Genomic DNA, 24584 nt, shown 5'->3' on the forward strand with positions numbered 1-24584 from the left:
CCCGATCCGAGCGCGAGCAGGCCCGGCGCCCGCCCGCTCGGCGGCCGACGCCGGAGTGTCCGAGACGAAGCAAGGAGCGCCCGCCATGAGCGAAACCCCCGACCCCACGCCCGGCCCCTTCCACCCGAGCGAGGCCTTCACGGCCCAGGCCGTGGGCCAGGCGTCGCTGTACGAAGAGGCCGGCGCCGACCGCCTCGCGTTCTGGGCGAAGCAGGCCCGCGAGCGCCTCACCTGGAGCAAGGACTTCGACGAGGTCCTCGACTGGTCCGACGCGCCCGTCGCGAAATGGTTCGTCGGAGGTGAGCTCAACGTCGCCTACAACTGCGCCGACCGCCATGTCGAGGCGGGCAACGGCGAGCGCGTTGCCATCCACTTCGTCGGCGAGCCGGGCGACGAGCAGGCCATCACGTACGCCGACCTCACCGAGCGCGTGCAGCGCGCCGCCGGAGCTCTGCGCGCCGCCGGCGTCGAAGCGGGTGACCGCGTCGCGATCTACCTGCCGATGATCCCCGAGGCCGTCATCTCGATGCTCGCGTGCGCGCGCATCGGCGCCGTCCACTCCGTCGTCTTCGGCGGCTTCTCGGCGGACGCGCTGCGCACCCGCATCGCCGACGGTGAGGCGAAGGTCGTCATCACCGCTGACGGCGGCTATCGCCGCGGCAAGCCGAGCGCGCTCAAGCCGGCCGTCGACGAGGCCGTCAGCGGGGAGACGAGCGTGCAGCGCGTACTCGTCGTCAAGCGCACCGGCGAGGACGTCACGATGGGTGACAAGGACATGTGGTGGGACGAGGCGCTCGAGGCCGCCGAACCCGTCGTCGAGGTCGAGAACTTCGATGCGGAGCACCCGCTGTTCATCCTCTACACCTCGGGCACGACGGGGAAGCCGAAGGGCATCTTCCACACCTCGGGCGGCTACCTGACGCAGGCGGCGTACACGAACGCCGTCGTCCACGACGTCCACCCCGACACGGACGTCTACTGGTGCACCGCCGACGTCGGCTGGATCACCGGCCACAGCTACATCACATACGGCCCGCTCGCGAACGGCGCGACGCAGGTCATGTACGAGGGCACGCCCGACACCCCGCATCAGGGTCGCTGGTGGGAGATCATCGCCGACAAGAAGGTGTCGATCTTCTACACGGCGCCGACGGCGATCCGCACATGCATGAAGTGGGGCGAGGAGATCCCGCAGGAGTACGACCTGTCGAGCATCCGGGTGCTCGGCTCGGTCGGCGAGCCGATCAACCCTGAGGCGTGGATGTGGTTCCGTGACGTCATCGGCGCGGGTGAGGCCCCGATCGTCGACACGTGGTGGCAGACGGAGACTGGCGCGATCATGATGTCGCCGCTGCCCGGCGTCACGGCGCTCGTGCCCGGTTCGGCGCAGGCACCCGTGCCCGGCATAACCGCCGACGTCGTCGACGAAGAGGGCAAGAGCGTGCCGAACGGCGAGAGCGGCTACCTCGTCATCCGCGACCCGTGGCCGTCGATGCTGCGCGGCATCTGGGGCGACCGTCAGCGCTACGAGGACACGTACTGGTCGCGCTTCCCCGACATGTACTTCGCCGGTGACGGCGCGAAACGCGACGAGGACGGCAACATCTGGGTGCTCGGCCGCGTCGACGACGTCATGAACGTATCCGGTCACCGCCTGTCGACCTCCGAGATCGAGTCGGCGCTCGTCAGCCACGACACGGTCGCGGAGGCCGCCGTCGTCGGCGCCGCGGACGAGACGACCGGCCAGGCCGTCTGCGCGTTCGTCATCCTGCGCGAAGAATCGCGTGAGAACTACGCCGTAGACGCAGCCCGCGACGAGCTCGTCCAGGAGCTGCGCACGCACGTCGGTCATCAGATCGGGCCGATCGCGAAGCCGCGACAGGTGCTCGTCGTCGACGAATTGCCGAAGACCCGTTCGGGCAAGATCATGCGACGCCTGCTCAAGGATGTCGCCGAGGGCCGTGAAGCCGGTGACGCCACGACGTTGGCCGACCCGAGCGTCATGGCTCAGATCCAGGCGGGGTTGAAGAAGTAGCTCTTCGCCTCCGGCTCACCGGCTCACGATGACGGGTAACTCACAGGTAGGCGGGCACTTGCCTGCCGGCGTTGAGTTACCCGCCATCGCGTGGTGGGGCCAGTTGGACGGGGCTGCTTGGCGGGGGCAGGGGCGTCCCGCGCACCGGACGTCGGATCGGACGTGGGGCGAACTCCCGTAGAATTCTCAGCAATTGGTGTGCCGGGAAGTCTGGTCGGCCGCCCGAGGAGTGCTCACGAGCCACCGGGTGCCCCTGCTCAGCGCTACCCCCGAGGAGCCGCCCATGCCCGGCAACAAGAACCCCCGCCCTCCGATGAGTGACGAGCCGCCGGAGTTCGAGGACTTCAAGACCTACGCGCACCAAGCCCCCGTCGCGACGGCAGGTCGCATGGCCAAGCGAATGTTCACCCGCGGCACGTGGCCCGAGGCGAGGCGCGTCAAGGAACTGCTCCAGACGGAGACCATCGGTGGGGTCCTGCTGCTCATGGCTGCCGTGGCTGCGCTGACGTGGGCGAACTCGCCGTGGAGCCACAGCTATGAGGTGCTGCGCGACGCGCACATCGGCCCGCACTTCCTCGGGCTCAACATGTCCGTCGCGCACTGGGCGGCCGACGGTCTGCTCGCACTGTTCTTCTTCGTCGTCGGCCTCGAGCTCAAGCACGAGTTCGTCGTCGGCGATCTCAAGAACCCCTCGGCTGCGGCGGTTCCCGTCATCGCGGCCGTGTGCGGCGTCGCCGTCCCCGCTCTCATCTACGCCGCCATCAATGCCGGTGGCGACGGCGCGCAGGGGTGGGCGATCCCGACGGCCACCGACATCGCGTTCGCGCTGGCGGTGCTCGCCGTCATCGGCTCGCACCTGCCGACGGCGTTGCGTTCGTTCCTGCTCACCCTCGCGGTCGTCGACGACCTCATCGCCATCACGATCATCGCGATCTTCTACAGCCACGGCTTCTCGCTGACGTGGCTCGTCGCGGCCATCGTGCCGATCGCGCTCTTCGGCGTCGCCGTTCAGCGGGGCCTCAAGAACCCCGTCGTCCTCGGAGTGCTCGCCATCGCCGCGTGGGTGTGCGTGCTCAACTCGGGCATCCACGCGACGATCGCCGGTGTCGTCCTCGGCCTGCTCGTGCCGGTCAAGGGCAAGCACGCGATCGCCGACCGCATGGAGCAGCGCCTGCACCCCTACTCCGCCGGTTTCGCGGTGCCCGTCTTCGCGTTCTTCTCGACGGGCGTCACCGTCGTCGGCACGAGCATCACCGACACGCTGACGGACGCCGTGACGATCGGCGTCATCGCCGGGCTCGTGCTCGGCAAGGCGGTCGGCATCTTCGGCAGCACGTTCCTCGTCAGCAAGTTCACACGCGCCGAACTCGACGACAACCTCACGTGGAGCGACGTCTTCGGCCTCAGCCTGCTCGGCGGCATCGGCTTCACCGTCAGCCTGCTCATCGGTGAACTCGCGTTCGGATCAGGCAGTTCCTCCGACGACCACGTCAAGATCGGCGTCCTGCTCGGCAGCCTGCTGTCGGCTGCGCTCGCCAGCATCGTGCTGGCACGACGCAACCGCGTCTACGCCCAGCTCGCCGAGGAGGAAGAGCGGGACGACAACCACGACGGCATCCCCGACGTCTACCAGCGCCCCAGCACTGCCTGACCCGCCCGCAGCCCACCGACACGCCTCATCCTGTGGCCCGGTGGGCGCGAAACCCCACGAATCGGTAGTCTGTGGGGCAAGTACGAATTGTCTGACGCGCCAGGCCACCTCACTCGAGCTCGAGCGAGTGCCTGCTGACAGGAGAAAACCCCATGGCTCTCAACACCACGCGAGGCACCGAGCGCACGCTGGGTCAGCTCGTCTCGGACGCCACCACCGACCTGCAGAACATCGTCAAGGGTGAGATCGACCTCGCGAAGGTCGAGATCAAGGCGGATGCGCAGAAGGCCGGCAAGGGCGGCGGGATGCTCGCTGCGGCGGGCGTCCTTGCACTCTTCATGCTCGGCTTCCTGCTGACGTCCCTCGCCTACGGCCTGTCGAACATCTTCGGCTGGAACCCGTGGGCCGGATTCCTCATCGTCGCCGGCATCCTCGCCGTCGTCGCCGCGGTGCTCGCGCTCATCGGCATCAAGGCCCTCAAGAAGATCAAGGGCAAGCCCGAAAAGACGATCGAGAACGCGCAGGCGACGGTCGCGGCCATCAAGCCCGCCAAGTGATCCACCACGTCTGACGCTCTCGTCGGACGCTCGACGAAGGCGGCTCCCCATGCGGGGGGCCGCCTTCGTCATACCCGCACGATCTGGACGCCCCCAGGAACGCCACCGCTCCAGGCGACAGCCGACGTCAGCGCAGGAACCGCTGCGGCACCTGACGGCGGTCGCCGGTGTTCCAGGCGCGGGTGAGCCCCGCAGCGGTGAGCACGGCGTCGAGCAGGAACGCTGTGAAACCCCACACGTACAGCCCGTCGACGGTGAACGCCGGCCCGGCGAAACCGCGCGGATGCGTCGCGGTGTGGCGATTGGCCGGATCGACGAGGTCGCTGACGCGCACCCGCGCGACGTGTGCCACCTCGATCGGGTCGAGCGCGGCGACCGGCGACGGCTGCTGCCACCACGCCAGCACCGGCGTGACGGCGAAGTTCGTCACCGTCAGCGCGACGGGTGCCAGCGCTCCGAGCACCTCGACGCCCGCCGGCGACAGACCGATCTCCTCGTGCGCCTCACGCAGCGCCGTGGCGACGGCGTCCGCGTCGTCGTGCTCGACTCCCCCGCCGGGAAACGAGACCTGCCCCGCATGCGTGCGCATCGCATCCGCGCGCTGGGTGAGGACGACATCGACGCCCCCGCCCTGCTCGTCGAGCGACTCGAGCCCCGCCATCGCGCCGTCCGTCGGCCCGAAGAGGATGAGGACGGCCGACTCACGGGCCCCGGGCTCCGGCGACGGCCAGGCACCGCGCAGCCGGTCCGACGAGCCGAGCTCGTGGACACGATGCAACCAAGCCGGCGCCTCGGACGCGTCCGTCATCACGCGAGCCCCGAGTGCCGCGGGACGGTCGGAGTGCCCCGATGCCCGGTCGAGAACGAGGCGTCGGGTTCAGCGCCGTCGACGAGGAGGCCGACGAGGGCCTCACCGCCCTTCGGCACGGCCAGTTCGTACTTGAGCAGCTTGCGGGCTGCATCGGCGTCGATCTCCCCCTCGCCGAACGACGGGCACCACTGCGCCACCGGGCAGACCCCACAAGCCGGGCGGCGGGCGTGGCAGATGCGCCGGCCGTGGAAGATGACGACGTGGCTGAGCATCGTCCAGTCCTTCTTCGGGAACAGCGCACCTACCTCGGCCTCGACCTTGACGGGGTCTTCGGACGTCGTCCACCCGAACCGGCGCGCGAGCCGCCCGAAGTGCGTGTCGACGGTGATGCCGGGCACGCCGAACGCGTTGCCGAGCACGACGTTCGCCGTCTTGCGGCCGACGCCGGGCAGGGTCACGAGGTCGTCGAGCCGGCCGGGCACCTCACCGTCGAAGCGCTCGACGATGTCCTGGCTCAGCTTGATGACGGCGCGCGTCTTGGCCCGGTAGAACCCCGTCGGACGCAGGATCTCCTCCATCTCGGCCGGATCGGCGCCCGCGAGCGCCGCGGCGTCGGGGTAGCGCGCGAACAGCACCGGCGTCACCTTGTTGACGCCGACGTCGGTGGTCTGCGCCGAGATGACGGTGGCGACGAGCAGTTCGAGCGGCGACTCGAAGTCGAGTTCGGCTCGCGCGTACGGGTACTGGGCGATGAGCGTGCGGTAGATGCGACGCGCCTGTCGCACGAGCGCCGTGTGCGTCTCGGGGCGCGCGGCAGCACGACGCGGCATCCTGCGCGCGGGCGACGTCGAGGGCCCTGACGAGGAGGCCGCCGGGCCAGCGTCGCCGGCCGGAACGGACGGGGAAGAACTCATGCTCACACCCTAGAACGCAGCGCTGACAACCCCCTCCGACGGCCCGTGGGTGGGGGCCGTCACATCACGTCGCCCAGCAGTAAACAGCTGTGCTGTGCGGCCCGTCACGCGAAACGTGGCAGGATGGAGAGGTGGACATCGATGTTGTGCGTCAGGCCCCCCTCTTCGCTGCGCTGAGCGACGAGGATGCGCAGGCTCTTCTTCAGCGCATGTCGCGTGCGCGCATCGAACGTGGTGACGTGCTGTTCGAGGAGGGCGAGCCCGGCGATCGGCTCTACGTCATCACCTCCGGCAAGGTGAAGCTCGGCCGCCGCTCCCCCGACGGCCGCGAGAACCTGCTCGCCGTACTCGGCCCCGGCGAGATGTTCGGTGAGCTCAGCCTCTTCGACCCGGGCGCCCGCACGACGACGGCGACCGCCGTCGCCGGCACCGACCTCGTCGGGCTCGGGCACGCCGAGCTCACCGAGTTCGTCTCGACGCGCCCCGAGGTCGCCGTCAAGCTGCTCGGTTCGATCGCGCGCCGCCTGCGCCGCACCAACGAGGCGCTCGGCGACCTCGTCTTCACCGACGTTCCCGGCCGCGTCGCCAAGGCGCTGCTCGACCTGGCGAGCCGCTTCGGCCGTCAGGTCGACGGTGGAGTCCTCGTCGCACACGACCTGACGCAGGAGGAGCTGGCGCAACTCGTCGGTGCCTCGCGCGAGACGGTCAACAAGGCCCTCGCCGACTTCGCCGGACGCGGCTGGCTCAAGCTCGAGGCACGCGCCGTCACGCTGCTCGACGTCGAGCGTCTGCAGCGACGCGCTCGCTGAGGCTCCCCCACGCGTCGAAGGCCGCCCCACCGAATCGGTGGGGCGGCCTTCGACGTCCGTCAGTGCTTGATTCAGACTTCGCCAATACGCGTCAGATGCGCCAACTGCGCCGCGACGACGGCTTCGACGGCGGGGCGCAGGGCCGCGTCGACGCCGCCGTACACACCGTCGATGACGGCGTCGACGCGCGCGGCGTCATCAGCGTCGGACGGTGCCTGGGCGAGCGCGGCCAGCACCTCGTCGAGCCGCTCGTCGCGGTGATGCCGGTATGCGTCGATGACGGCGAGGGCGTCGCCGCCGACGTCGCCGTGCCCGGGTGCCAGCACGGCGCCGGGGGTTGCCTCGAGGGCCGCTTCGAGCACGTCGAGCGTCACGAGGTAGTCGGTGAGGTCGCCGTCGGGGTAGGCGATGAATGAACTGCTGCCGCCGAGCAGCGTGTCGCCGCTGAACAGCACGACATCGCCGTCGCGTTCGAGCACATACCCGACCGAATCCGCAGTATGACCGGGCGCGAAGACGACCTGGACGTCGTCGAAGATCTGCCCGTCGACGAGCGGGATACCCTGGTCGCCGCCCCAGACGCGCGCCGAGCCCCCTGCCTCGGACAGCAGCTCGACGAGCCTCGCCGCGCCGCCCTCGTGATCGTCATGATGATGCGTGAGCAGGACGTCGACGTTACTCACGCCGCGCACCGCGTCGACGACTGCACCGACGTGCCCGTGCTCGTCCGGCCCCGGGTCGATGACGAGCGCGCGCTCGCCGCCGTCGGCAACGCCGTCAGCTCGCGTGATGACATAGCTGTTCGTGCCACTCAGCGTCATTGCGCTCGGGTTGTCGCAGCGCACGTGAAGCACGCCAGGGGGCAGTGGATGCGTGGTCGCCTGGTCGGTCACGGAAGGTGCTCCCTCAGAGGTTGATACGGGCTCGCAGGTACGGGCCGTCGGGGCCCATGAGCGGTTCGGGACGGGTCGGTTCGAACGCTGCAGCTCGCGCCTGCGTCAGGGCCTCGGACGCGCTCACGGCGCGCGTCAGCCGCTCCAGACCGGTGCGGGTCGGCGGCAGGAGCCGGACGTGCCCGGCCGCCATCTCGTCGAGCATCTCCCGCGGGCGCACCCAGCGGCCACGCTGCGACTCACGCGAGACGGCATCGGCGACGGCGCCCTCCGGCAGCAACGCCGTGAAGAACCACGTGTCGAAGCGTCGCTTCTCGAACGGCGGGGTGATCCAGCGGTCGACGGCCGCGACGAGGTCGGCGCGCAGTCGCCGCCCGGCGAGCACGTCGACGAACGTCACCTCGTGCGCCTCGAGGCGCGTGCGTAGCTCGACGTCAGGCCCCGCAGCCTCGGCTGGGCCATCTGTCTCAGCTGCGAGCCCAGCGTCGGCTCCGTCGCCGACTGCGTTCCCGCGTACGTTCGTGTCGACGAGCAGCACGCCCGCCTCCTCGAACAACTCCCGCAGGGCGCACACGACGACGGCGCCTACCGCGTCGGCGTCGATCCCGAGGTCGCGCCCCGCGTCCCCGGCGTCGAAACCGTCGAGCAACCCGGCCTTCACGACGTCCTCATCGGCTGCGTCGACCCGCCCACCGGGAAACACCCACGTCGACGGCGCGAAGTCCATCGTCGAGGCGCGCTCGATCACGAAGACCTCAAGCGGTTCACCGCGCACGAGCATGACGGTGGCCGCCTGCGAGGGCGCCGCCTCGTCGCCCTGCTCGCCCCGGCCGACGGCGTCGAGCCAGCGCATGGCCGACTCGCGGAACGGCCCGATCGGGAACTCGCGCACCTGCGACGACGTGGTCACGGGGCCCCTCAGTCGCGAACGGCGACGGTGATCTCGACCTCGACCGGTGCGTCGAGGGGCAGGACGGCCACGCCGACGGCCGAGCGCGCGTGCACGCCGGCGTCGCCGAAGACATCGCCGAGCAGGTGCGAGGCGCCGTTGACGACGCCCGGCTGGGCCGTGAACGACGGGTCGCTGGCGACGAACCCGACGACCTTGACGACGCGCGTCACGCGATCGAGGTCGCCGATGACGCTCTTGATCGCCGCGAGCGCGTTGAGCGCACACGTACGAGCGAGCTCGCTGGCCTGCTCGGCGCTGACCTCGGCACCGACCTTGCCCGTCAGCGGCAGCTTGCCGGCGACCATGGGCAACTGGCCGGAGGTGTGTACGCGGTCGCCGTCACGAACCGCCGGGACGTATGCGGCGACGGGCGCTGCGACCTCGGGCAGTTCGAACCCGAGCTCCGCGAGACGCTTCTCGATCGCGCTCATCGCTCAGGCCTTGGGGCGCTTGAAGTAGCCGACGAGACCGTTGCCGTCGGGGCCGGGCACGATCTGCACGAGCTCCCAGCCGTCCTCACCGAAGTTGTTGAGGATCTGCTGCGTGGCGTGGACCATGATCGGCGCGGTGAAGTATTCCCATTTCTGCATGCCTCCACCCTAGAGCCACCCACCGCCATCGCGGTCGAAGCGGCCCGAGGCAGACCCCACCCCATGACGGCGCGAGGCCCACCCCAGGACGGGGTGGGCCTCGCGAGCCTGCGTCAGTCGGCGCCCAGCACCTGACGATCAGGGCTTGACGTACAGCGTGATCTTCTTGCCCTTGCCGAGCTTCTGGCCGGCCGCAGGGTCGGTCTTGAACGCCTGGCCGCCGGAGACGTCACCGGAGTTCTGCTTCGACACGGTGACGAGGAAACCGGCCTTCTCGAGTGTCGACTTCGCGTCCGCCTCGCTCTTGCCCTTGACGTCGGGGACACTCACCTCGTCGCCCTGCTTGGTCGCCTTGTCGGGTTCGGCGAGCTTCGCCTTGGGCATGCCCTTCGAGATCGTGTCCATCGTCGCCTTCCACACCGGCGCCGCGATGTCGCCGCCGTACAAAAAGGTGCCGATGTGCTTGCCCCCGATGGAGACGTTCTTGATCGGGTTCTTGTTGTCGAAACCGCGACCCACCCAGACGGCCGTGGAGAGCTGCTTCGTCGAGCCGACGAACCACGTGTGCAGGGATCCGTCGACCGTACCGGTCTTGCCGAAAGCTTCCCGCCCGTCGGCCAGCTTGGCATCGGAGGCGGTGCCGTCGCTGTCGAATACGTGGGTGAAGATCTCCGCCGTTCCGCGAGCCTCCTGCTGGCTGATGACCTGCTTGCACGGCTCGACCTTGAGCGCCACCGGCTTGCCGTTCGCCTGCTTGATCGAGACGACGGGGCGGGGTGCGCAGTACTTGCCGTCCGCCGCGACGGTGGCGAACGCGTTGGCCATCATCATCGGCGAGGACGAGTCGGAGCCGAGCACGATCGACGAGGGGTCGCGCCGGATGTCGCGCCACCCGCCCGTCTTGAGGTCACGGGCCTGAACACCCATGAGTTTGAAGGTGTCCCGCACCTTGCACGGCCCCAGCGACGCCACGAGGGCTCCGAAGGCGGTGTTGACCGATTCGGCGGTGGCCTTGCTCAGGCTCATCGGGCCGGACGGCACCGGGTGGTCGTTTCCGACGGACCAGTTGCCGGCACCCTGACCGCACTGGCCGGGGAACGTCTTCGACGTGAAGTTGTAGACCGGGCGCCCGTCCTTCGTGCCGTTCATGGCGGGAACGTTCACCGTCGAGTCGACGGCGCGGCCCTGACGCATCGCCTCGACGATGGCGAAGATCTTCGCCGTCGAACCGATGGGGAAGCCCGAGCGGACCCAGTCGACGGACGTCGAGAAGTGGTTCGATCCGGCGACGTCGTACTTGGCGTTCTGCGACATGGCCTGGACGAGACCCGTGCCGGGTTCGATGATGACGCCCGCTGCCTGCACGTCCGCGCCGTTGCCGACGGGAACGCGCTTCTTGAGGTTCGAGTCGAGGGCCGACATCTTCTTCGGGTCGAGCGAGGTCTGGATCGTCAGGCCGCCGGTCTTCAGCTTGGCGAGGCGCTCCTTGCGGTTCGCGCCGAGCGCGGGCTGGTCGGCGACCCAGTCGGTGACATAGTCGCAGAAGTACGGGTACTTGCTGCCCTGGCAGCCACCGCCACCGCCACCGGCGATGTTCGTCACGTGAGTCTGCAGCGGGCTGGCGATGGCCTTCTCACCGTCGGCCTTGCTCACGCGCCCCTGCTTGATCATCTTCTCGAGCACGATGTTGCGGCGCTTCACCGCAGCCTTGGGGTTGTGCACCGGGTCGGTCGAACCAGGCAGGTTGACGACGCCCGCGAGCGTGGCGGCCTCGGGCAGCGTCAGATCCTTCGCCGGATGGCCGAAGTAGTGCTGGGAAGCGGCCTCGATGCCGTACGTGCCGTCACCGAAGAAGACGAGGTTGAGGTAGCTCGTGAGGATCTGATCCTTCGTGTGCGTCTTCTCCAGCTCGACCGCCATCTTGAGCTGCTTGATCTTGCGGACATAGGCGTCGGTGCCGTGCTGCGCGACGGCCTTCTTCGCCTCCTCCTTGTCGCCGCTCTCGATCGCGGCGCGCTGCGCGGCGACCTTGACGTACTGCTGCGTCAGCGTCGAGGCGCCCTGCGTGCTCGAGGAGACGAGGTTCGCGGCGACAGCGCGCAGGATGCCGCGCTGGTCGAGCGCGCCGTGGTCGTAGAAGCGCTCGTCCTCGATGGCGACCTGCGCGTCCTTCATCACCTTCGGGATGGCCGACGACGGCACCACGATGCGGTTCTCGTCATACGGGGTGGCGATGACGGAGCCGTCCTTCGCCAGGATCTTCGACTGCTGGCTCAACGCGTTTTCGGTGAGCGTGCCCGACATGTCGTCGAACTCCTTGACGCCACCCTTGACGCTCGCGCCCGCGAGGCCCGTGGCGGGGATGAGCAGGCCCGCGAAGAGCAGGCCCAGCGCCATCGAGGTGGCGACGAACGCGCCGAGGAGGCTGAGAACCGAGCCCATCGCAGAACGCTGACGGCCACCGTCAGATTTCTTCCGGGCTTGCTTCTTGGCCGACGCATCGGCGCCAGGAGACTTTCCACGCATGCCGCTCAGCGTATCGGGGCAGCCTGTCAAAGCCTTCGAGGCGTGGTTCGGCGCGCCCCGCGCCGACCGCGTGTACTAACGTTTTTGGTACTCAATCCCCATGGAAACTCACCAGTAACCACGCCTACTGTGCGTATAGCAACCTTTGTATGTGGCGCACGCCACACCGTCATCCGCACCAACAAGGGGAGGGCACCGATGACGATCATGGCCGAAGAAGAGATGCAGACGCCCGTCTGGGACGACAACTGGGCCGCCCGCGCCCAGTGCGCCGCGGCGGCACCTGACGAACTGTTCGCCAAGGGGGCTGCGCAGCAGTCGGCGAAGACGATCTGTCAGCGCTGCCCCGTCGTCGCCGAATGCCTCGCCGACGCGCTCGACAACCGCACCGAGTACGGCGTCTGGGGCGGCATGACGGAGCGTGAGCGCCGCGCGCTGCTGCGTCGCCGTCCGGACGTCAAGTCGTGGGCGACCCTGTTCAAGATGGCGCGCGCCGACGAGGCCGCCGCAGGCATCCGCCGCGAGAGCTGAGACGTGCACGAACGCTGAGGGCCGTGCCGACCGCTGGGGTCGGCACGGCCCTCACCGCCATTCGGGCACCTGAGCCCGCAGCAAGTGATCAGCCCGCGAGCGCCTTCTTGACGGCCGCCGCGACGCGCCCACCCTCTGCCTGCTCGCCGATCTTGGGCTTGACGACGCCCATCACCTTGCCCATGTCTTTCATGCCGGATGCGCCCGTGGCGCTGACGGCCTCGGCGACGATCGCGTCGATCTCGTCGTCGCTCAGCTGCTTCGGCAGGTACCCCTCGAGGCAGGCGAGTTCCGCGTTCTCCTTCTCGGCGAGCTCGGTGCGCCCGGCGCCGACGTAGGCGTCAGCCGCCTCGCGGCGCTTCTTCGCCTCCTTGACGATGACGGCGAGCACCTCGTCATCGCTCAACTCACGGTGCTCCTTGCCTGCGACCTCGGCGTTCGACACGGCCGTCAGGACCATGCGCAACGTCGCGCTACGCACCTGATCGCGCTCGCGGATCGCGTCGGTCAGGTCGGTGTGGAGAGTGGCCTTCAAGGTGGTGGCACCGGTTGCGTTCATGCGGTCATTCTTCCACCCCGGTGCGAGAATCCCCGCATGAGTTTCCCCGCCCGCCCCCTCCCCCGCGCGCTGTCGCTGGCCGCTGCAGGCACGGCCGCCGGCGGTACGGCGGCGCTGGCCTGGGCCTCGCTCATCGAGCGCAACTGGTACGCGCTGCGCCGCGTCGAGATGCCGGTGCTCGCCCCCGGGACGGCGCCGCTGCGGGTGCTGCACGTCAGCGACCTGCACATCGTGCCGCGTCAGGAACGACGCATCCAGTGGGTGCGTCAGCTCGCGCGGCTCGAACCCGACTTCGTCATCAACACCGGCGACAACCTCAGCGACGAGCACGCCATCCCCGCTGCGCTGCGCGCGATGGGGCCGCTCATGGAGCTTCCCGGCGCGTTCGTCTTCGGTTCGAACGACTACTTCTACCCCAAGCTCAAGAACCCCCTGCGCTACTTCGACGACTCGCATGCCAAGGGCGCGGCGATGCAGACGGGTGAGTTCGACATCGCCCAGTTGCGTGACGGTTTCACCGCGGGCGGCTGGCTCGACCTCACGCATCGACGCGAGCGGGTGCGGGTGGGGGCTGACGGCGTGGCGCTGGAGCTTCTCGGCGTCGACGACCCGCACCTCGAGTACGACGACTACGCGCAGGTCGCCGGTGAGGCCGCGTCGCGCCGAGGTGAGGTGGCCGCGACGATCGGCGTCGTCCACGCGCCGTACACGCGCGTGCTCGACGCGATGACGGCCGACGGCGCGGACGCCGTCATCGCCGGTCACACGCACGGCGGGCAGCTGTGCGTGCCGTTCCACGGCGCGCTCGTGACGAACTGCGACCTCGACACCTCGCGCGTCAAGGGCGTCTCGCGCTGGTGGCCCGGCGCGTCCGGCGTCGACTCGACGCAGGCCGTGCCGATCGGGCCGGGTGCGCTCGCAACGGACGGCTCGCCCCTCGACTCCGCCGCCGAGATCGGCGAGCGCTTCGACGTCCTCGACGCCCACCGCGTGCACAACGACTCGGTCTCGCGCTCGGAGGCTACGGCGCGCGAACGGCGCCGCACCGCGCTGCCGTCGTCCGCCGCGCCCGACGACGCGGCGTGGCTGCACGTCTCCGCCGGGCTCGGACACAACAAGTACACGCCCGTGCGCTTCGCCTGCCGTCCCGAGGCGACACTCATCACGCTGACGGCGAAGGCGCACTGACGAGCCCTGCGCGGCGCGTCAGCGCAGCACGTAGCCGATGCCGGGTTCGGTGACGATCCAGCGCGGGAGGGACGGTTCGGGTTCGAGCTTGCGACGCAGCTGCCCGCAGTAGACGCGCAGGTAGTTCGACTCGCGCCCGTACTGCGGCCCCCACACGGCGCGCAGCAGTTGTTCGTGCGGCACGACGCGCCCGCGGTGGCGCGCGAGTTCGGCGAGCAGGCGCCACTCCGTCGGCGTGAGGTGGACGGCCCCCGTCGGCCCGCTCGCCTCGTACGTCGTGAAGTCGAGCGAGAAGTCCGCGGTGACGACGGGCGCCGGGCCGGACGGTTCGGCGCCGCCTCGCCGCAGCGCGGCCCGCACGCGCGCCATGAGCTCCTCGATGCCGAACGGTTTCGTCACGTAGTCGTCGGCACCCTCGTCGAGCGCCTCGACCTTGTCATCGGCTTCCTGACGAGCCGACAGCACGATGACAGGCACGCTCGAGCTCTGACGCAGTTGGCGCAGCACGTCGACGCCGTCGAGGTCGGGCAGGCCGAGGTCGAGGACGACGAGGTCGGGCATCGCGTCTGCGCACGTGCTGAGGGCATCGAGGCCGCACCCGACGGTCTCGACGTCCAAGCCGCGCGCCTTGAGGTTGATGCGCAGCGTCCGCGCGATCGTCGGGTCGTCGTCGACGACGAGCACTCGTTCACTCATGACTCACCGCGCGTGGTTGCGTCTGCGAACCGGGTATCGACCGGCTGGTCGGCCTCAGCGTCCTGGGGCCGGGCCTCGGGCGCCGACTCGGGTTCCGATTCAGCGCCGGGCTCGGCCTCGCTCGTCGCACCCGCTGCGTTCGCCACGGCCGGCAGGACGATGACCATCGTGACACCTCCACCGGGAGTGGTCTCCGCCTCCAGCATGCCGCCCATCGCCTCCGTCAGGCCGCGCGCGACGGCGAGACCGAGCCCGATGCCGTCACCCGCGGGTGCGTCGCCGTAGCGCTGGAAGGGCCGGAATATCTCTTCGCGCGCCTCGTCGGGGATGCCCGGGCCGTGGTCGGCGACGCGTAGTTCGACGCGCGGGCCGAGCGCACTCGTCGTCACGACAACGCCGTCGCTGCCGCCGTGACGCAGGGCGTTCTCGAGGACGTTCGCGAGGACGCGGTCGAGCAGGCCGGGGTCGGCGACGACGTGGCGCGCGGCGTCGTCGAGGTGCCAGGTGACGCGATCGGGTGTCTCGAGGGCGCGCACCGCGGGTGTGACGACCTCGGCGAGGTCGATCTCGCGCGGGTTCGCGACGAGCGCGCCGGTCTGCAGCCGTGAGGCGTCGAGCAGGTTGCCGATGAGCGCATCGAGCCGATCGGCCGACGTCTCGACGGCTTCGAGCAGTTCCGCCTGGTCCTCCGGCGAGAACGTCACCTCGTCGCTGCGCAGGCTGCCGACGGCGGCCTTGATGCCGGCCAGGGGCGTGCGCAAATCGTGGGAGACGGCGGACAGCAGCGCGGTGCGCGCCTTGTTGTCGCGCACGAGGGTGTCGGCCGACTCGGCGAGGTCGAGCAGCGCTCGACGGTGCAGCACGGCCGCCGCGTGCATCGCGTACGCCCCCAGCAGCCGCTGCCGCTCGGCGGGGACGGGGCGCCCCACGAGGACGAGGTCGTGCTCGTCGTCGATGCGCTCGACCGTCGTCTTCTCGCGCGGCAGCGCCTGCGCGGCGACGTCGCTGTAGCCGTCCGTCGAGGCGATGACGCTGCGACCCGGCCCGCGGGTGCGCACGACGGCCGCCGCGTCCTGGTCGAACATCTCGAGCGAGCGCGTGAGCAGCAGCGCGAGCTGGTCGGCGGAGGACAGCATCGTGTGGCTGAGTTCGGCGAGCGCCGTCGCCTCCTGGTGCGAGGCGCTGACGTCGGCGGCCCGGCGGGCGCTCGCGTGGACGACGAGCGAGACGGCGGCGCCGATGACGACGAAGAGCACGAGCGCGACGACGTTCTGTGGGTCGGAGATCGTCAGCGTGCCGATGGGCGGGGTGAAGAACCAGTTGATGAGCAGGGACGACAGCACACCGGCCGTGATCGCGGGCGCCATCCCGCCGATGAGCGCGACGACCACGGTGAGCAGCAGGTACAGCTGCACGATGAGCGGCAGCCCGACACCGGAGCGCAGCGGCACGAGCAGGGCGCTCAGCAGCGCCGGGGCGGTCACCGAGGTGAGGAAGCCGAGCCGCACCCGGCGCGTCGACAACCCCTCGCGTTCGGTCGGTGACGAGCCCACGTGCGCGAGCTCGTGGGTGACGACGTGGACGTCGATGTCCTCGCCCGAACCCGCGATGATGCGCTCGCCCGTGCCGGGACGCAGCATCGCCTGGGCCCGCGAGCGCCGGCTGAGGCCGACGACGATCTGGTCGGCGTTGACGCCGCGCGCGTAGTGCAGGACGGCCTCGGCCGCGTCGGGCCCGCTGACGGTGTGGAACGTCCCGCCGAGCTCTTCGGTGAGGCGTCGCAGGCCGCTGACGACGTCGGCCTCGGCGGTGCGCAGGCCGTCGTCGCGCACGACGAAGACGGCGTGCATCTCGCCGCCGCTGCCGCGCGCGGCAATGCGGGCGGCGCGGCGCAGCAGCGTCGCGCCCTCGCGCCCACCGGAGAGGGCGACGACGACACGGTGACGTGTCGGCCACGTACCGACGATGTCATGGTCGCTGCGGTAGGCCGTCAGGCTCTCCTCGACGCGGTCGGCGAGCCACAGCAGCGCGAGCTCGCGCAGGGCCGTCAGGTTGCCCTGGCGGAAGTAGTTGGCGAGCGCCGCGTCGACCTTCTCCGGCTTGTAGACGTTGCCGTGCGCCATCCGCCGACGCAGTGCCTCGGGCGCCATGTCGATGAGTTCGACCTGCTCGGCGCGCCGGACGACGACATCCGGCACCGTCTCGCGCTGCAGCACGCCGGTGATGGCGAACGCCGCGTCGTTGAGCGATTCGAGGTGCTGGATGTTGACGGTGGAGACGACGTCGATGCCCGCCGCGAGCAGGTCCTCGACGTCCTGCCACCGCTTCTCGTGGCGGCCGCCCGGCACGTTGGTGTGCGCGAGTTCGTCGACGAGCGCGACCTGCGGCGCGCGCCGGAGCACGGCGTCGAGGTCCATCTCCTCGAGCGTCGCGCCCCGGTACTCGCGCCGCAGTCGCGGCATGACCTCGAGGCCCTCGAGCGCGACGGCCGTCGCCGTGCGCCCGTGGGTCTCGCAGAAACCGACGACGACGTCCGTTCCCCGCCCGGCCCGGCGTCGGCCCTCGACGAGCATCGCCATGGTCTTGCCGACGCCGGGGGCCGCACCGAGGTAGATGCGCAACGTGCCTCGTGTCATGCGTCCATCTTCTTCTGCCGTCGCGGTTTCCGCCCGCTCAGCGAGCAGCGCGTTGCGCGAGTGCGATGTTGAGGTCGAGCACGTTGACCCGTTCGGCGCCGAGGTAGCCCAGGGCCGGCTTCTCGATGTGGGCGTCGATGACCTTCTCGACGTCGGCGACGCTCATCCCGCGGGCCGCGGCGATCCGCGGTGCCTGCCAGCGGGCATAGGCGACGCTGATGTCCGGGTCGACGCCGCTGCCGCTCGCGGTGAGGGCGTCGTCCGGGATCGGGCCCGTCGCGTTCGGGTTGGCCTTCGTCAGCGCCGCACGACGCTCGGTGATCGCCTTCTTCTGCTCGTCGGCGTTCTGGCCGAGGTTCGAGCCGCCGCTCTCGGCGCCGGGGGCGTCGACGGCGGACGGGCGCGCCGCGAACCACTTCGCGTCGCTCGTGGGTTGGCCGATGAGACTGGAACCCACCTCGCGACCCTCGGCGCGGACGATCGAGCCGTCCGCCCGGGCCGGCATCGCCCGCGCCACGCCCGTGACGAGCAACGGGTAGGCGATGCCGAGGACGACGGTGAGGACGAGGAGCGCACGAAGCGCGGCCCAACCCTGACGAAGAACGAACATGTCACTTCACTCCCGGGGTGACGGACAGGACGAGGTCGATGAGCTTGATGCCCACGAAGGGCGCGATGACGCCGCCGACGCCGTAGACGAGCAGGTTGCGGCGCAGCATCGCGGCGGCACCGAGCGAGCGGTACGCCACGCCCTTGAGCGAGAGCGGGATGAGCGCGACGATGACGAGGGCGTTGAAGATGACCGCCGACAGCATCGCCGACTCGGGGCTGTGCAGATGCATCATGTTGAGCTTGCTCAGGCCCGGGAAGATGACGACGAACATCGCGGGGATGATCGCGAAGTACTTCGCGACGTCGTTGGCGATCGAGAACGTCGTCAGCGCTCCGCGGGTGATGAGCAGCTGCTTGCCGATGGCGACGACGTCGATGAGCTTCGTCGGGTTGGAGTCGAGGTCGACCATGTTGCCGGCCTCCTTCGCCGCCGACGTGCCTGTGTTCATCGCCACGCCGACGTCGGCCTGCGCGAGGGCGGGCGCGTCGTTCGTGCCGTCACCGGTCATCGCGACGAGACGTCCGCCTTCCTGCTCGGCCTTGATGAGGCGCATCTTGTCCTCGGGCGTCGCCTCGGCGAGGAAGTCGTCGACCCCCGCCTCCTTCGCGATCGCGGCGGCCGTCAGCGGGTTGTCGCCCGTGATCATGACGGTGCGGATGCCCATCTCGCGCATCTGCGCGAAACGCTCGGCCATGCCGGGCTTGACGACGTCCTTGAGGTGGATGACGCCGAGCATCCGGGCGGTGCCGTCGGCGTCACGCTCGGCGACGACGAGTGGCGTGCCGCCGGCCTGGCTGATCGCCTCGACACGAGCGTCGATGTCGTGCGCCATGTGGCCGCCCAGCTCGTGCACCCACGCGGCGACGGCCGAGCCGGCGCCCTTGCGGATGGCGCTGCCGTCGGGCAGGTCGATACCGGACATGCGGGTCTGCGCGGTGAACGGAACGGTGACGACGTCCGCGATCTCGGTCGCCGTGAACCCTTCTGCCGCAGCGTATTCGACGATCGACCGGCCTTCGGGCGTCTCGTCGGCGAGCGACGACAGGCAAGCGGCGCGGACGAGATCCGCGCGCGAGACACCCTCGACGGGGACGACGTCACCGGCGCGGCGGTTGCCGTAGGTGATCGTGCCGGTCTTGTCGAGCAGCAGCGTCGAGACGTCACCTGCGGCCTCGACGGCGCGCCCCGACATCGCGAGCACGTTGTGCTGCACGAGGCGATCCATGCCGGCGATGCCGATGGCGGACAGCAGCGCACCGATCGTCGTCGGGATGAGGCAGACGAGCAGCGCGACGAGGACGACGAGCGACATGTCGTGGCCCGAGTAGCTCGCCATCGGCCAGATCGCCATGACGGCGAGGACGAAGATGATTGTCAGCGTCGTCAGCAGGATGCCGAGGGCGATCTCGTTCGGCGTCTTCTGCCGTTCGGCGCCCTCGACGAGCGCGATCATGCGGTCGATGAACGTCTCACCGGGCTTGCTCGTGATCTCGACGACGATGCGGTCCGACAGCACCGTCGTACCGCCGGTGACGGCGCAGCGATCGCCACCCGATTCGCGGATGACGGGCGCCGACTCACCGGTGATGGCCGACTCGTCGACCGTCGCGACACCGTCGACGACGTCGCCGTCACCGGGGATGACCTCGCCGGCCTCGACGACGACGCGGTCGCCGACGCGCAGTTCGGTGCCGGGCACGCGCTCCTCGCCGCCGTGCGGCATGAGGCGGCGGGCGATGGAGTCGACGCGGGTCTGACGCAGGGTGTCGGCCTGCGCCTTGCCGCGCCCTTCAGCGATGGCCTCGGCGAGGTTGGCGAACAGGATCGTCAGCCACAACCAGATCGTGACGGAGATCGAGAACACCGACGGGTGGATGATCGACAGCACCGTCGTGAGCACCGAGCCCACCCAGACGACGAAGATGACGGGGGTGCGCACGAGGTGGCGCGGGTCGAGCTTGCGCAGGGCGTCCGGCGCCGATTCGAGGGCCGTAAGGGCGAGTGATGCGTTCACGAGAGGGCCTCCGCGATCGGGCCGAGAGCGAGTGAGGGGAAGAAGGTCAGCCCGGCGACGATGACGATGATGCCGACGAGCAGACTGGTGAAGACGGGCCCGCGGGTCGGCATCGTGCCGGCCGTGGCGGGGCGCCGCTGCTGCGAGACGAGCGCGCCGGCGACGGCGAGCACGAGCACGATGGGCAGGAAGCGTCCGAGGAACATGCACGCCGCGAGCGTGAGGTTGAGGTACGGCTGGTCGGCCGCCAGGCCCGCGAAGGCGGAACCGTTGTTGTTCGACGCCGACGTGTAGGCGTACATCATCTCGCTCAGGCCGTGCGGGCCGTGGTTGAGCAGGGCGTCCTTCGCGACCGGCAGCACGACACCGGCGGCGGTGAACATCAGCACGAGCGCGGGCATGACGACGACGGCGAGCGCCGAGTACGTGATCTCGCGTCGGCCGATGGCCTTGCCGAGCAGTTCGGGCGTGCGTCCGACCATGAGGCCGGCGATGAAGACGGTGAGCAGCGCGAAGATGATGATGTTGTACAGGCCGGTGCCGACGCCGCCGGGCGAGACCTCACCGAGCATCATGTTGAGCATCATGAGGCCGCCGCCGAGGGGGCTCATCGAGTCGTGCATCATGTTGACGCCACCGGTCGAGGTGCCCGTCGTCGCGGTGCCGAACAGCACCGATCCGACGATGCCGAAGCGTTGCTCCTTGCCTTCCATCGAGCCGAGCGCACCGCTGGACTCGGCCCAGATGCCGAGGCCGGCGCTCAGGGTGAACAGGGCGCCCATGGCCGTCGTGAACACCGCGCCCTGACGGCGGTCGCCGACCATGAGGCCGTACATCCACGGCAACGAGAAGGGGATCGCGAGCACGAGGAGGATCTCGAACAGGTTCGTCCACGCGTTCGGGTTCTCGAACGGGTGCGCCGAGTTCGCGTTGAAGAAACCGCCACCGTTCGTGCCGAGCAGCTTGATGACCTCCTGGGAGGCGACGGGGCCGCCCTGGATCGTCTGGCTGCCGCCGACGAGCGTCGTCACGTCGTGCGGGCTGCTGAGGTTCTGGATGACGCCGCCCGCGACGAGCACGAGCGCGCCGACGAACGCGATGGGCAGCAGGATGCGGGTGCAGCTGCGCACGAGGTCGACCCAGAAGTTGCCGATCGTCGCGGCGTTGCTGCGCGCGATCGCGCGGCACAGGGCGACGGCGACGGCCATGCCCGTCGCGGCGGAGACGAAGTTCTGCACGTTCAGGCCGGCCATCTGGACGGTGTACCCGGCGCCCGACTCACCGCCGTAGCTCTGCCAGTTCGTGTTCGTCGTGAACGACACGGCCGTGTTGAAGGCCGTGTGCCAGTCCTGGCTGCGCCCCAGGCCCCAGGGCAGGACGCCCTGCGCCATGATGAGCGCGAACAGCAGCACGACGGACGCGACGCCGAACATGACGCTGGCGACGGCGTACGTGCGCCAGCCCTGCTCGACGCGCGGGTCGACGCCGACGGCCCGGTAGATGAGGCGCTCCGGCGCCCAGTCATTCTCATCCGTGAAGCAGCGGTACATCCAGGTGCCGAGCGGCACGTGGACGAACGCCAGCAGCAGCGCGATGGTGGCGATCATGCAGATCGCCTGAAGAGTGACGTTCATGTGCGCGGCCCTCAGAACTTCTCGGGCCGGATGAGGGCGTACAGCAGGTACCCCAGCAGTGCGAGGGCGATGATGCCCGCGATGACGATTTCGATCATGGATCGAGCGTGCAACCGCCCCGGCGGCGCACCGCTCGTCTTGAGGTCGCCTTGTCGCGTCTTGACGCGTTCTTTACGTCAGGCTCTTCCCCTGCGTCGCTGCCCCGGCGTTCAGGGGCGCGGTGCGAAACCGGGCTGCACCTCGACGAGCCAGTCGAACGAGCGCGGGATCTTGCGCGTCCACACCGACAGGCGGTGGCCGCCGCCCTGCGCGATGCGCGCCGTGACGTCGGTGGGCCGCTTCACCACGGTGAGGAACTCCTTGACGGAGGGGTAGCTCACCTTGTCGGCGTCGGAGGCGAACAGCCACAGCGACACGGGCACCGGGTTGGCTTTCTCCAGGGCGATGAGGTCGTAGCTGCGCGCCTGCGGCGAGTTGGGGGAAACGGCGGGTGGCCGTCGAACTGCGGACGGAAGTAGCCCTGGTAGGCGACGGCGGCGCCGAACGTCGCGGGGTGCTTCATCGTCAGCATCGAGGCGCACCATCCGCCGAGGGAGTACCCCCACGTCGCCCACGACCCGCGCCCGGGCGCGACGGCGAAGGTGTGTTTCACCCACGTCGGCAGCGTGGAGGCGAGCCACGTCTCGGTCTGCAGGCCGTGCGGGTCGTCGATGCACTCCGTGTCGTCGTCGAGGGTGCGGTTGAGTTGCGGCACGACGACGATGGGCGCGGCGATGCGGCGGTCGCTGACAGCCCTGTCGACGCGTGTAGAGGTGGTCGAGCTTGCTGTACGTCTCTGGGCTGCCCGGCAATCCGTGCATCGCGACGATGACGAGGTGACGCGTCGCGGAGTGTTGGTCGTACCCCACCGGCAGCTGGACGTACACCTTGCGCGACGCGGTGGGGCGCCCGTCGGCGTTCTTCGGGCCCGGGATCTCGCACTTCTGCAGGCGCTGACCCGGCTGCGGCAGCGCGGGCAGGGCGTGCGGCGTCGTCGGCGCCGTCGGGGTGGCGCTCGCGGAGGGGCCTGCTGATCCAGGGCGGGCGCCGGCGTGGGCGCGCCGTAGTGACGCGGCGTGTCCGCAGGCGAGTCGCCGAGCAGGTCACCCCAACTCGTGTAGAACGCCTACTCGTTGTTGACAGGGCACCGACGAGCGCGAGCGTGGTGAACAGTGCCGTCAGGCCGAGGCGCGACAGCGCCTGCATCCACGGCTTGCGCCCCCCACGAGCCTCCCCGGACGATGACGACGAGAACGAGTGCCGCGGCGCAGCCGAGCACGATCGGCAGCCACGTCCCGTTCAACCCCATGGAGGAAGGGTGAGGACTCATCTGGGGAATTGCCCGTGAGCCCCGCTGGGAGAACGCTCCGAATCGTGGTGTGCGTCACGTGGAGGGCGTCGACGTCCGATCGGACGCGGCGTCGGCGTCGCCCTCGGAGGCGGTGAGGGTCGCGTCGGCGCTGCCCTCGGACGTGGCGGGTGCCGCGGTGATCCACCACGGCGTCGTCCTGCCGGGGCCGTCGCCGTACTGGGCGTCGAGTTCGGCGTCGGCGCGGAGGGCGCTCGCGCGATCGGCGCGCATCCATTCGATGAAGACGGCTGCGAGCAGGGGCAGCCCGACACTCTCGGCGACGGCGAGCAGCGCTCCCCCGGCGAACTTCTGATCGAGCGAGGCGGACATGTCGCCGCGGTAGGTGGAGGCGGACGCGGCGAAGCCGGGGAAGTGCGGCATGAGCAGATCGTGGTGCGTCATGACGAGGATGCCGGGGATCGCGTCGAACAGGCCGTCGACGCAGGCGAGCAGGACGCGCACGCCGGGCCCGGCCCACGCGGGCAGCAGATCGCCGGCGAGCAGGGGCAGCACGACGGTGACGCCGACGACGAGAAGGTGCACGGTGAGCACGATGCGCATCGGCGTGGAGTCGAGCGCGGCCTGCCCGTAGGGCGTGAAGAAGACGACGATGACGCTCACCATCGCGAGGATCGAGCTGACGAACGGGTACATGAGCGCCCGTCCGAGGTGCCCGCCGAGCACTCGGCGCAGCGCCGTCGACCCCGTCGCGCCCTCGATGACGTCGACGGGGCGCGCGAGCGCGAAGCCGGTCGGGATGACGGCGACGAGCAGCGCGACCTGCAGCGCGAACACCCACATGAGGCGCGTCGACCACACCTCGACAGGCCCGCACAGCGTGTAGGCGAGGGCGCCGGCTCCGAACGTCAGGAACCACGCGAGCCACGAGACGTCAGCTCGTCCGCGACGGCGTGCGCGGATCCAGGGGGCGACGTAGCCGATCGTCACGACTGCGACGAGGAGGGTGCCCCATGAGCCCGGTCGCCAGTCGGTCAGCCATGACGAGGCATGCAGTTCGTTCACAGCGGGCATTGTGCGCGCGTCGGCTGGGAGGGCGGTGAACTCGCCTCGGCGGCGGTTTCGAGCGCGCTCGCGTCTCCTCGGGATCGGGCAACTGCGCACTGCGGCCACGACGCACACGGCTGGGCCCGCATTCGGACGGGTACGGCGAAGGCCCCCATCGGCGAACCGATGAGGGCCTTGCTGACGCTGGTCGGGGTGACAGGATTTGAACCTGCGACCTCGTCGTCCCGAACGACGCGCGCTACCAAGCTGCGCCACACCCCGCGACTCTCGTCATGCGCCACCGATGCGATCGGCAGCGACAACAAACCTTACATGCCGCGGCGCGTCGGCGCTAATCGTCTCGGCACCGTCGTCACCGACGCCCGAGCGGCCCGTTCGTGAGCTACGTCATCGTGGGCGCGTCGCCACGTCCATCGGGGTGGCCAGGTCATACCATCAAAGGTCAGGGAGGAACGAACGCCAGGGGGAACAATCGTGGGCACGGACCACGACGGGCCACGCACGCCTCGCGGTCGCGGCACGGCTCGTCGCGACGGCGCCGCGACTGCAGGCCGGAGCG

General features: G+C 69.9%; 23 protein-coding genes and 1 tRNA gene. 6 read left to right on the top strand and 18 right to left on the bottom strand.

The genetic code is table 11. The features are described 5' to 3' along the window. Nucleotides 1–85: 85 nt before the first annotated feature. The 3 genes from acs to HMPREF0321_RS02910 all read left to right on the top strand — a co-directional run bounded on the left by acs (nt 86) and on the right by HMPREF0321_RS02910 (nt 4243). Entirely contained in the window at nt 86–2035 is a 1950-nt protein-coding gene (acs, locus tag HMPREF0321_RS02900) for an acetate--CoA ligase (protein ID WP_006944030.1), read from the top strand. 283 nt (nt 2036–2318) lie between these two features. Beyond that, nucleotides 2319–3686, top strand: a complete 1368-nt coding sequence (nhaA, locus tag HMPREF0321_RS02905) for a Na+/H+ antiporter NhaA (protein ID WP_006943969.1) — start codon at nt 2319–2321, stop codon at nt 3684–3686. Nucleotides 3687–3838: 152 nt separating this feature from the next. Beyond that, a complete protein-coding gene (locus tag HMPREF0321_RS02910; protein ID WP_006943992.1) occupies nt 3839–4243 on the top strand; it encodes a phage holin family protein in 405 nt (134 codons plus the stop codon). Between the two features lie 127 nt (nt 4244–4370). Here the strand turns inward: HMPREF0321_RS02910 and HMPREF0321_RS02915 are convergent, their stop codons facing one another. Next, nucleotides 4371–5051: a CoA pyrophosphatase gene (locus HMPREF0321_RS02915; RefSeq protein WP_040014339.1), complete on the bottom strand. Its 681-nt coding sequence runs from the start codon at nt 5049–5051 to the stop codon at nt 4371–4373. Further along, the gene (gene nth, locus HMPREF0321_RS02920; protein WP_006943929.1) at nt 5051–5884 is read right to left on the bottom strand and encodes an endonuclease III; all 834 of its coding nucleotides are present in this window, start codon (nt 5882–5884) and stop codon (nt 5051–5053) included. Before nth ends, HMPREF0321_RS02915 begins: the two co-directional genes overlap by 1 nt. 215 nt (nt 5885–6099) lie before the next feature. On the opposite strand from nth, the gene HMPREF0321_RS02925 reads away from it, so the two are divergent. Beyond that, nucleotides 6100–6777 carry a Crp/Fnr family transcriptional regulator gene (locus tag HMPREF0321_RS02925; RefSeq protein ID WP_006943962.1) on the top strand — a complete coding sequence of 226 codons (678 nt, stop codon included), beginning with the start codon at nt 6100–6102 and terminating at the stop codon, nt 6775–6777. Nucleotides 6778–6848: 71 nt separating this feature from the next. Here HMPREF0321_RS02925 and HMPREF0321_RS02930 read toward each other — a convergent pair whose 3' ends face one another. From HMPREF0321_RS02930 to HMPREF0321_RS02945, 5 genes are all read right to left on the bottom strand, one after another. Beyond that, on the bottom strand, nt 6849–7631 hold the full coding sequence (locus tag HMPREF0321_RS02930; RefSeq protein ID WP_217490511.1) for an MBL fold metallo-hydrolase: 783 nt from the start codon (nt 7629–7631) through the stop codon (nt 6849–6851). A gap of 52 nt (nt 7632–7683) precedes the next feature. Continuing rightward, a complete protein-coding gene (locus HMPREF0321_RS02935) occupies nt 7684–8580 on the bottom strand; it encodes an NUDIX domain-containing protein (protein WP_006943946.1) in 897 nt (298 codons plus the stop codon). 8 nt (nt 8581–8588) lie between these two features. Continuing rightward, nucleotides 8589–9053 carry a RidA family protein gene (locus HMPREF0321_RS02940; protein ID WP_006944011.1) on the bottom strand — a complete coding sequence of 155 codons (465 nt, stop codon included), beginning with the start codon at nt 9051–9053 and terminating at the stop codon, nt 8589–8591. A gap of 3 nt (nt 9054–9056) precedes the next feature. Next, nucleotides 9057–9212: a DUF4177 domain-containing protein gene (locus tag HMPREF0321_RS15320; protein ID WP_006943980.1), complete on the bottom strand. Its 156-nt coding sequence runs from the start codon at nt 9210–9212 to the stop codon at nt 9057–9059. Between the two features lie 138 nt (nt 9213–9350). Beyond that, nucleotides 9351–11738 (bottom strand): transglycosylase domain-containing protein, encoded by a 2388-nt coding sequence (locus HMPREF0321_RS02945; protein WP_006943977.1) that lies wholly within the window; start codon nt 11736–11738, stop codon nt 9351–9353. 198 nt (nt 11739–11936) lie between these two features. Here HMPREF0321_RS02945 and HMPREF0321_RS02950 point away from each other — a divergent pair, with 198 nt between their 5' ends. Continuing rightward, nucleotides 11937–12269, top strand: a complete 333-nt coding sequence (locus HMPREF0321_RS02950) for a WhiB family transcriptional regulator (protein ID WP_006943975.1) — start codon at nt 11937–11939, stop codon at nt 12267–12269. Nucleotides 12270–12357: 88 nt separating this feature from the next. On the opposite strand, the gene HMPREF0321_RS02955 is transcribed toward HMPREF0321_RS02950, so the two are convergent. Beyond that, nucleotides 12358–12828, bottom strand: a complete 471-nt coding sequence (locus HMPREF0321_RS02955) for a GatB/YqeY domain-containing protein (protein WP_006943945.1) — start codon at nt 12826–12828, stop codon at nt 12358–12360. 36 nt (nt 12829–12864) lie between these two features. Here HMPREF0321_RS02955 and HMPREF0321_RS02960 point away from each other — a divergent pair, with 36 nt between their 5' ends. Continuing rightward, nucleotides 12865–14016, top strand: a complete 1152-nt coding sequence (locus HMPREF0321_RS02960) for a metallophosphoesterase (RefSeq protein WP_006943988.1) — start codon at nt 12865–12867, stop codon at nt 14014–14016. Between the two features lie 18 nt (nt 14017–14034). On the opposite strand, the gene HMPREF0321_RS02965 is transcribed toward HMPREF0321_RS02960, so the two are convergent. The 10 genes from HMPREF0321_RS02965 to HMPREF0321_RS03005 all read right to left on the bottom strand — a co-directional run bounded on the left by HMPREF0321_RS02965 (nt 14035) and on the right by HMPREF0321_RS03005 (nt 24286). After that, the gene (locus HMPREF0321_RS02965) at nt 14035–14712 is read right to left on the bottom strand and encodes a response regulator (RefSeq protein ID WP_006943998.1); all 678 of its coding nucleotides are present in this window, start codon (nt 14710–14712) and stop codon (nt 14035–14037) included. Then, nucleotides 14709–17348 carry an ATP-binding protein gene (locus HMPREF0321_RS02970; RefSeq protein WP_006943957.1) on the bottom strand — a complete coding sequence of 880 codons (2640 nt, stop codon included), beginning with the start codon at nt 17346–17348 and terminating at the stop codon, nt 14709–14711. The genes HMPREF0321_RS02965 and HMPREF0321_RS02970 overlap by 4 nt, the downstream gene beginning before the upstream one ends. 37 nt (nt 17349–17385) lie before the next feature. Further along, the gene (gene kdpC, locus HMPREF0321_RS02975) at nt 17386–17958 is read right to left on the bottom strand and encodes a potassium-transporting ATPase subunit KdpC (RefSeq protein ID WP_006944032.1); all 573 of its coding nucleotides are present in this window, start codon (nt 17956–17958) and stop codon (nt 17386–17388) included. 1 nt (nt 17959) lies between these two features. Further along, the gene (kdpB, locus tag HMPREF0321_RS02980; RefSeq protein ID WP_006943930.1) at nt 17960–19975 is read right to left on the bottom strand and encodes a potassium-transporting ATPase subunit KdpB; all 2016 of its coding nucleotides are present in this window, start codon (nt 19973–19975) and stop codon (nt 17960–17962) included. After that, nucleotides 19972–21609: a potassium-transporting ATPase subunit KdpA gene (gene kdpA / locus HMPREF0321_RS02985; protein WP_006943959.1), complete on the bottom strand. Its 1638-nt coding sequence runs from the start codon at nt 21607–21609 to the stop codon at nt 19972–19974. Before kdpA ends, kdpB begins: the two co-directional genes overlap by 4 nt. An 11-nt stretch (nt 21610–21620) precedes the next feature. Beyond that, entirely contained in the window at nt 21621–21722 is a 102-nt protein-coding gene (kdpF, locus tag HMPREF0321_RS02990) for a K(+)-transporting ATPase subunit F (protein ID WP_197079011.1), read from the bottom strand. Between the two features lie 96 nt (nt 21723–21818). Further along, nucleotides 21819–22025, bottom strand: coding sequence for a hypothetical protein (locus HMPREF0321_RS17325; protein WP_062256086.1), 207 nt, complete (start codon nt 22023–22025; stop codon nt 21819–21821). Continuing rightward, entirely contained in the window at nt 21986–22363 is a 378-nt protein-coding gene (locus tag HMPREF0321_RS17330; protein ID WP_006943979.1) for an alpha/beta hydrolase-fold protein, read from the bottom strand. The genes HMPREF0321_RS17325 and HMPREF0321_RS17330 overlap by 40 nt, the downstream gene beginning before the upstream one ends. Nucleotides 22364–23032: 669 nt before the next feature. Beyond that, entirely contained in the window at nt 23033–24022 is a 990-nt protein-coding gene (locus HMPREF0321_RS03000) for a cytochrome c oxidase assembly protein (protein WP_006944009.1), read from the bottom strand. A gap of 187 nt (nt 24023–24209) precedes the next feature. Continuing rightward, nucleotides 24210–24286: transfer RNA gene (locus HMPREF0321_RS03005), tRNA-Pro, on the bottom strand. Nucleotides 24287–24584 lie beyond the last annotated feature (298 nt).

Origin of the sequence: Dermacoccus sp. Ellin185 (assembly GCF_000152185.1) — a bacterium.
GTDB lineage: Bacteria > Actinomycetota > Actinomycetes > Actinomycetales > Dermatophilaceae > Dermacoccus > Dermacoccus nishinomiyaensis.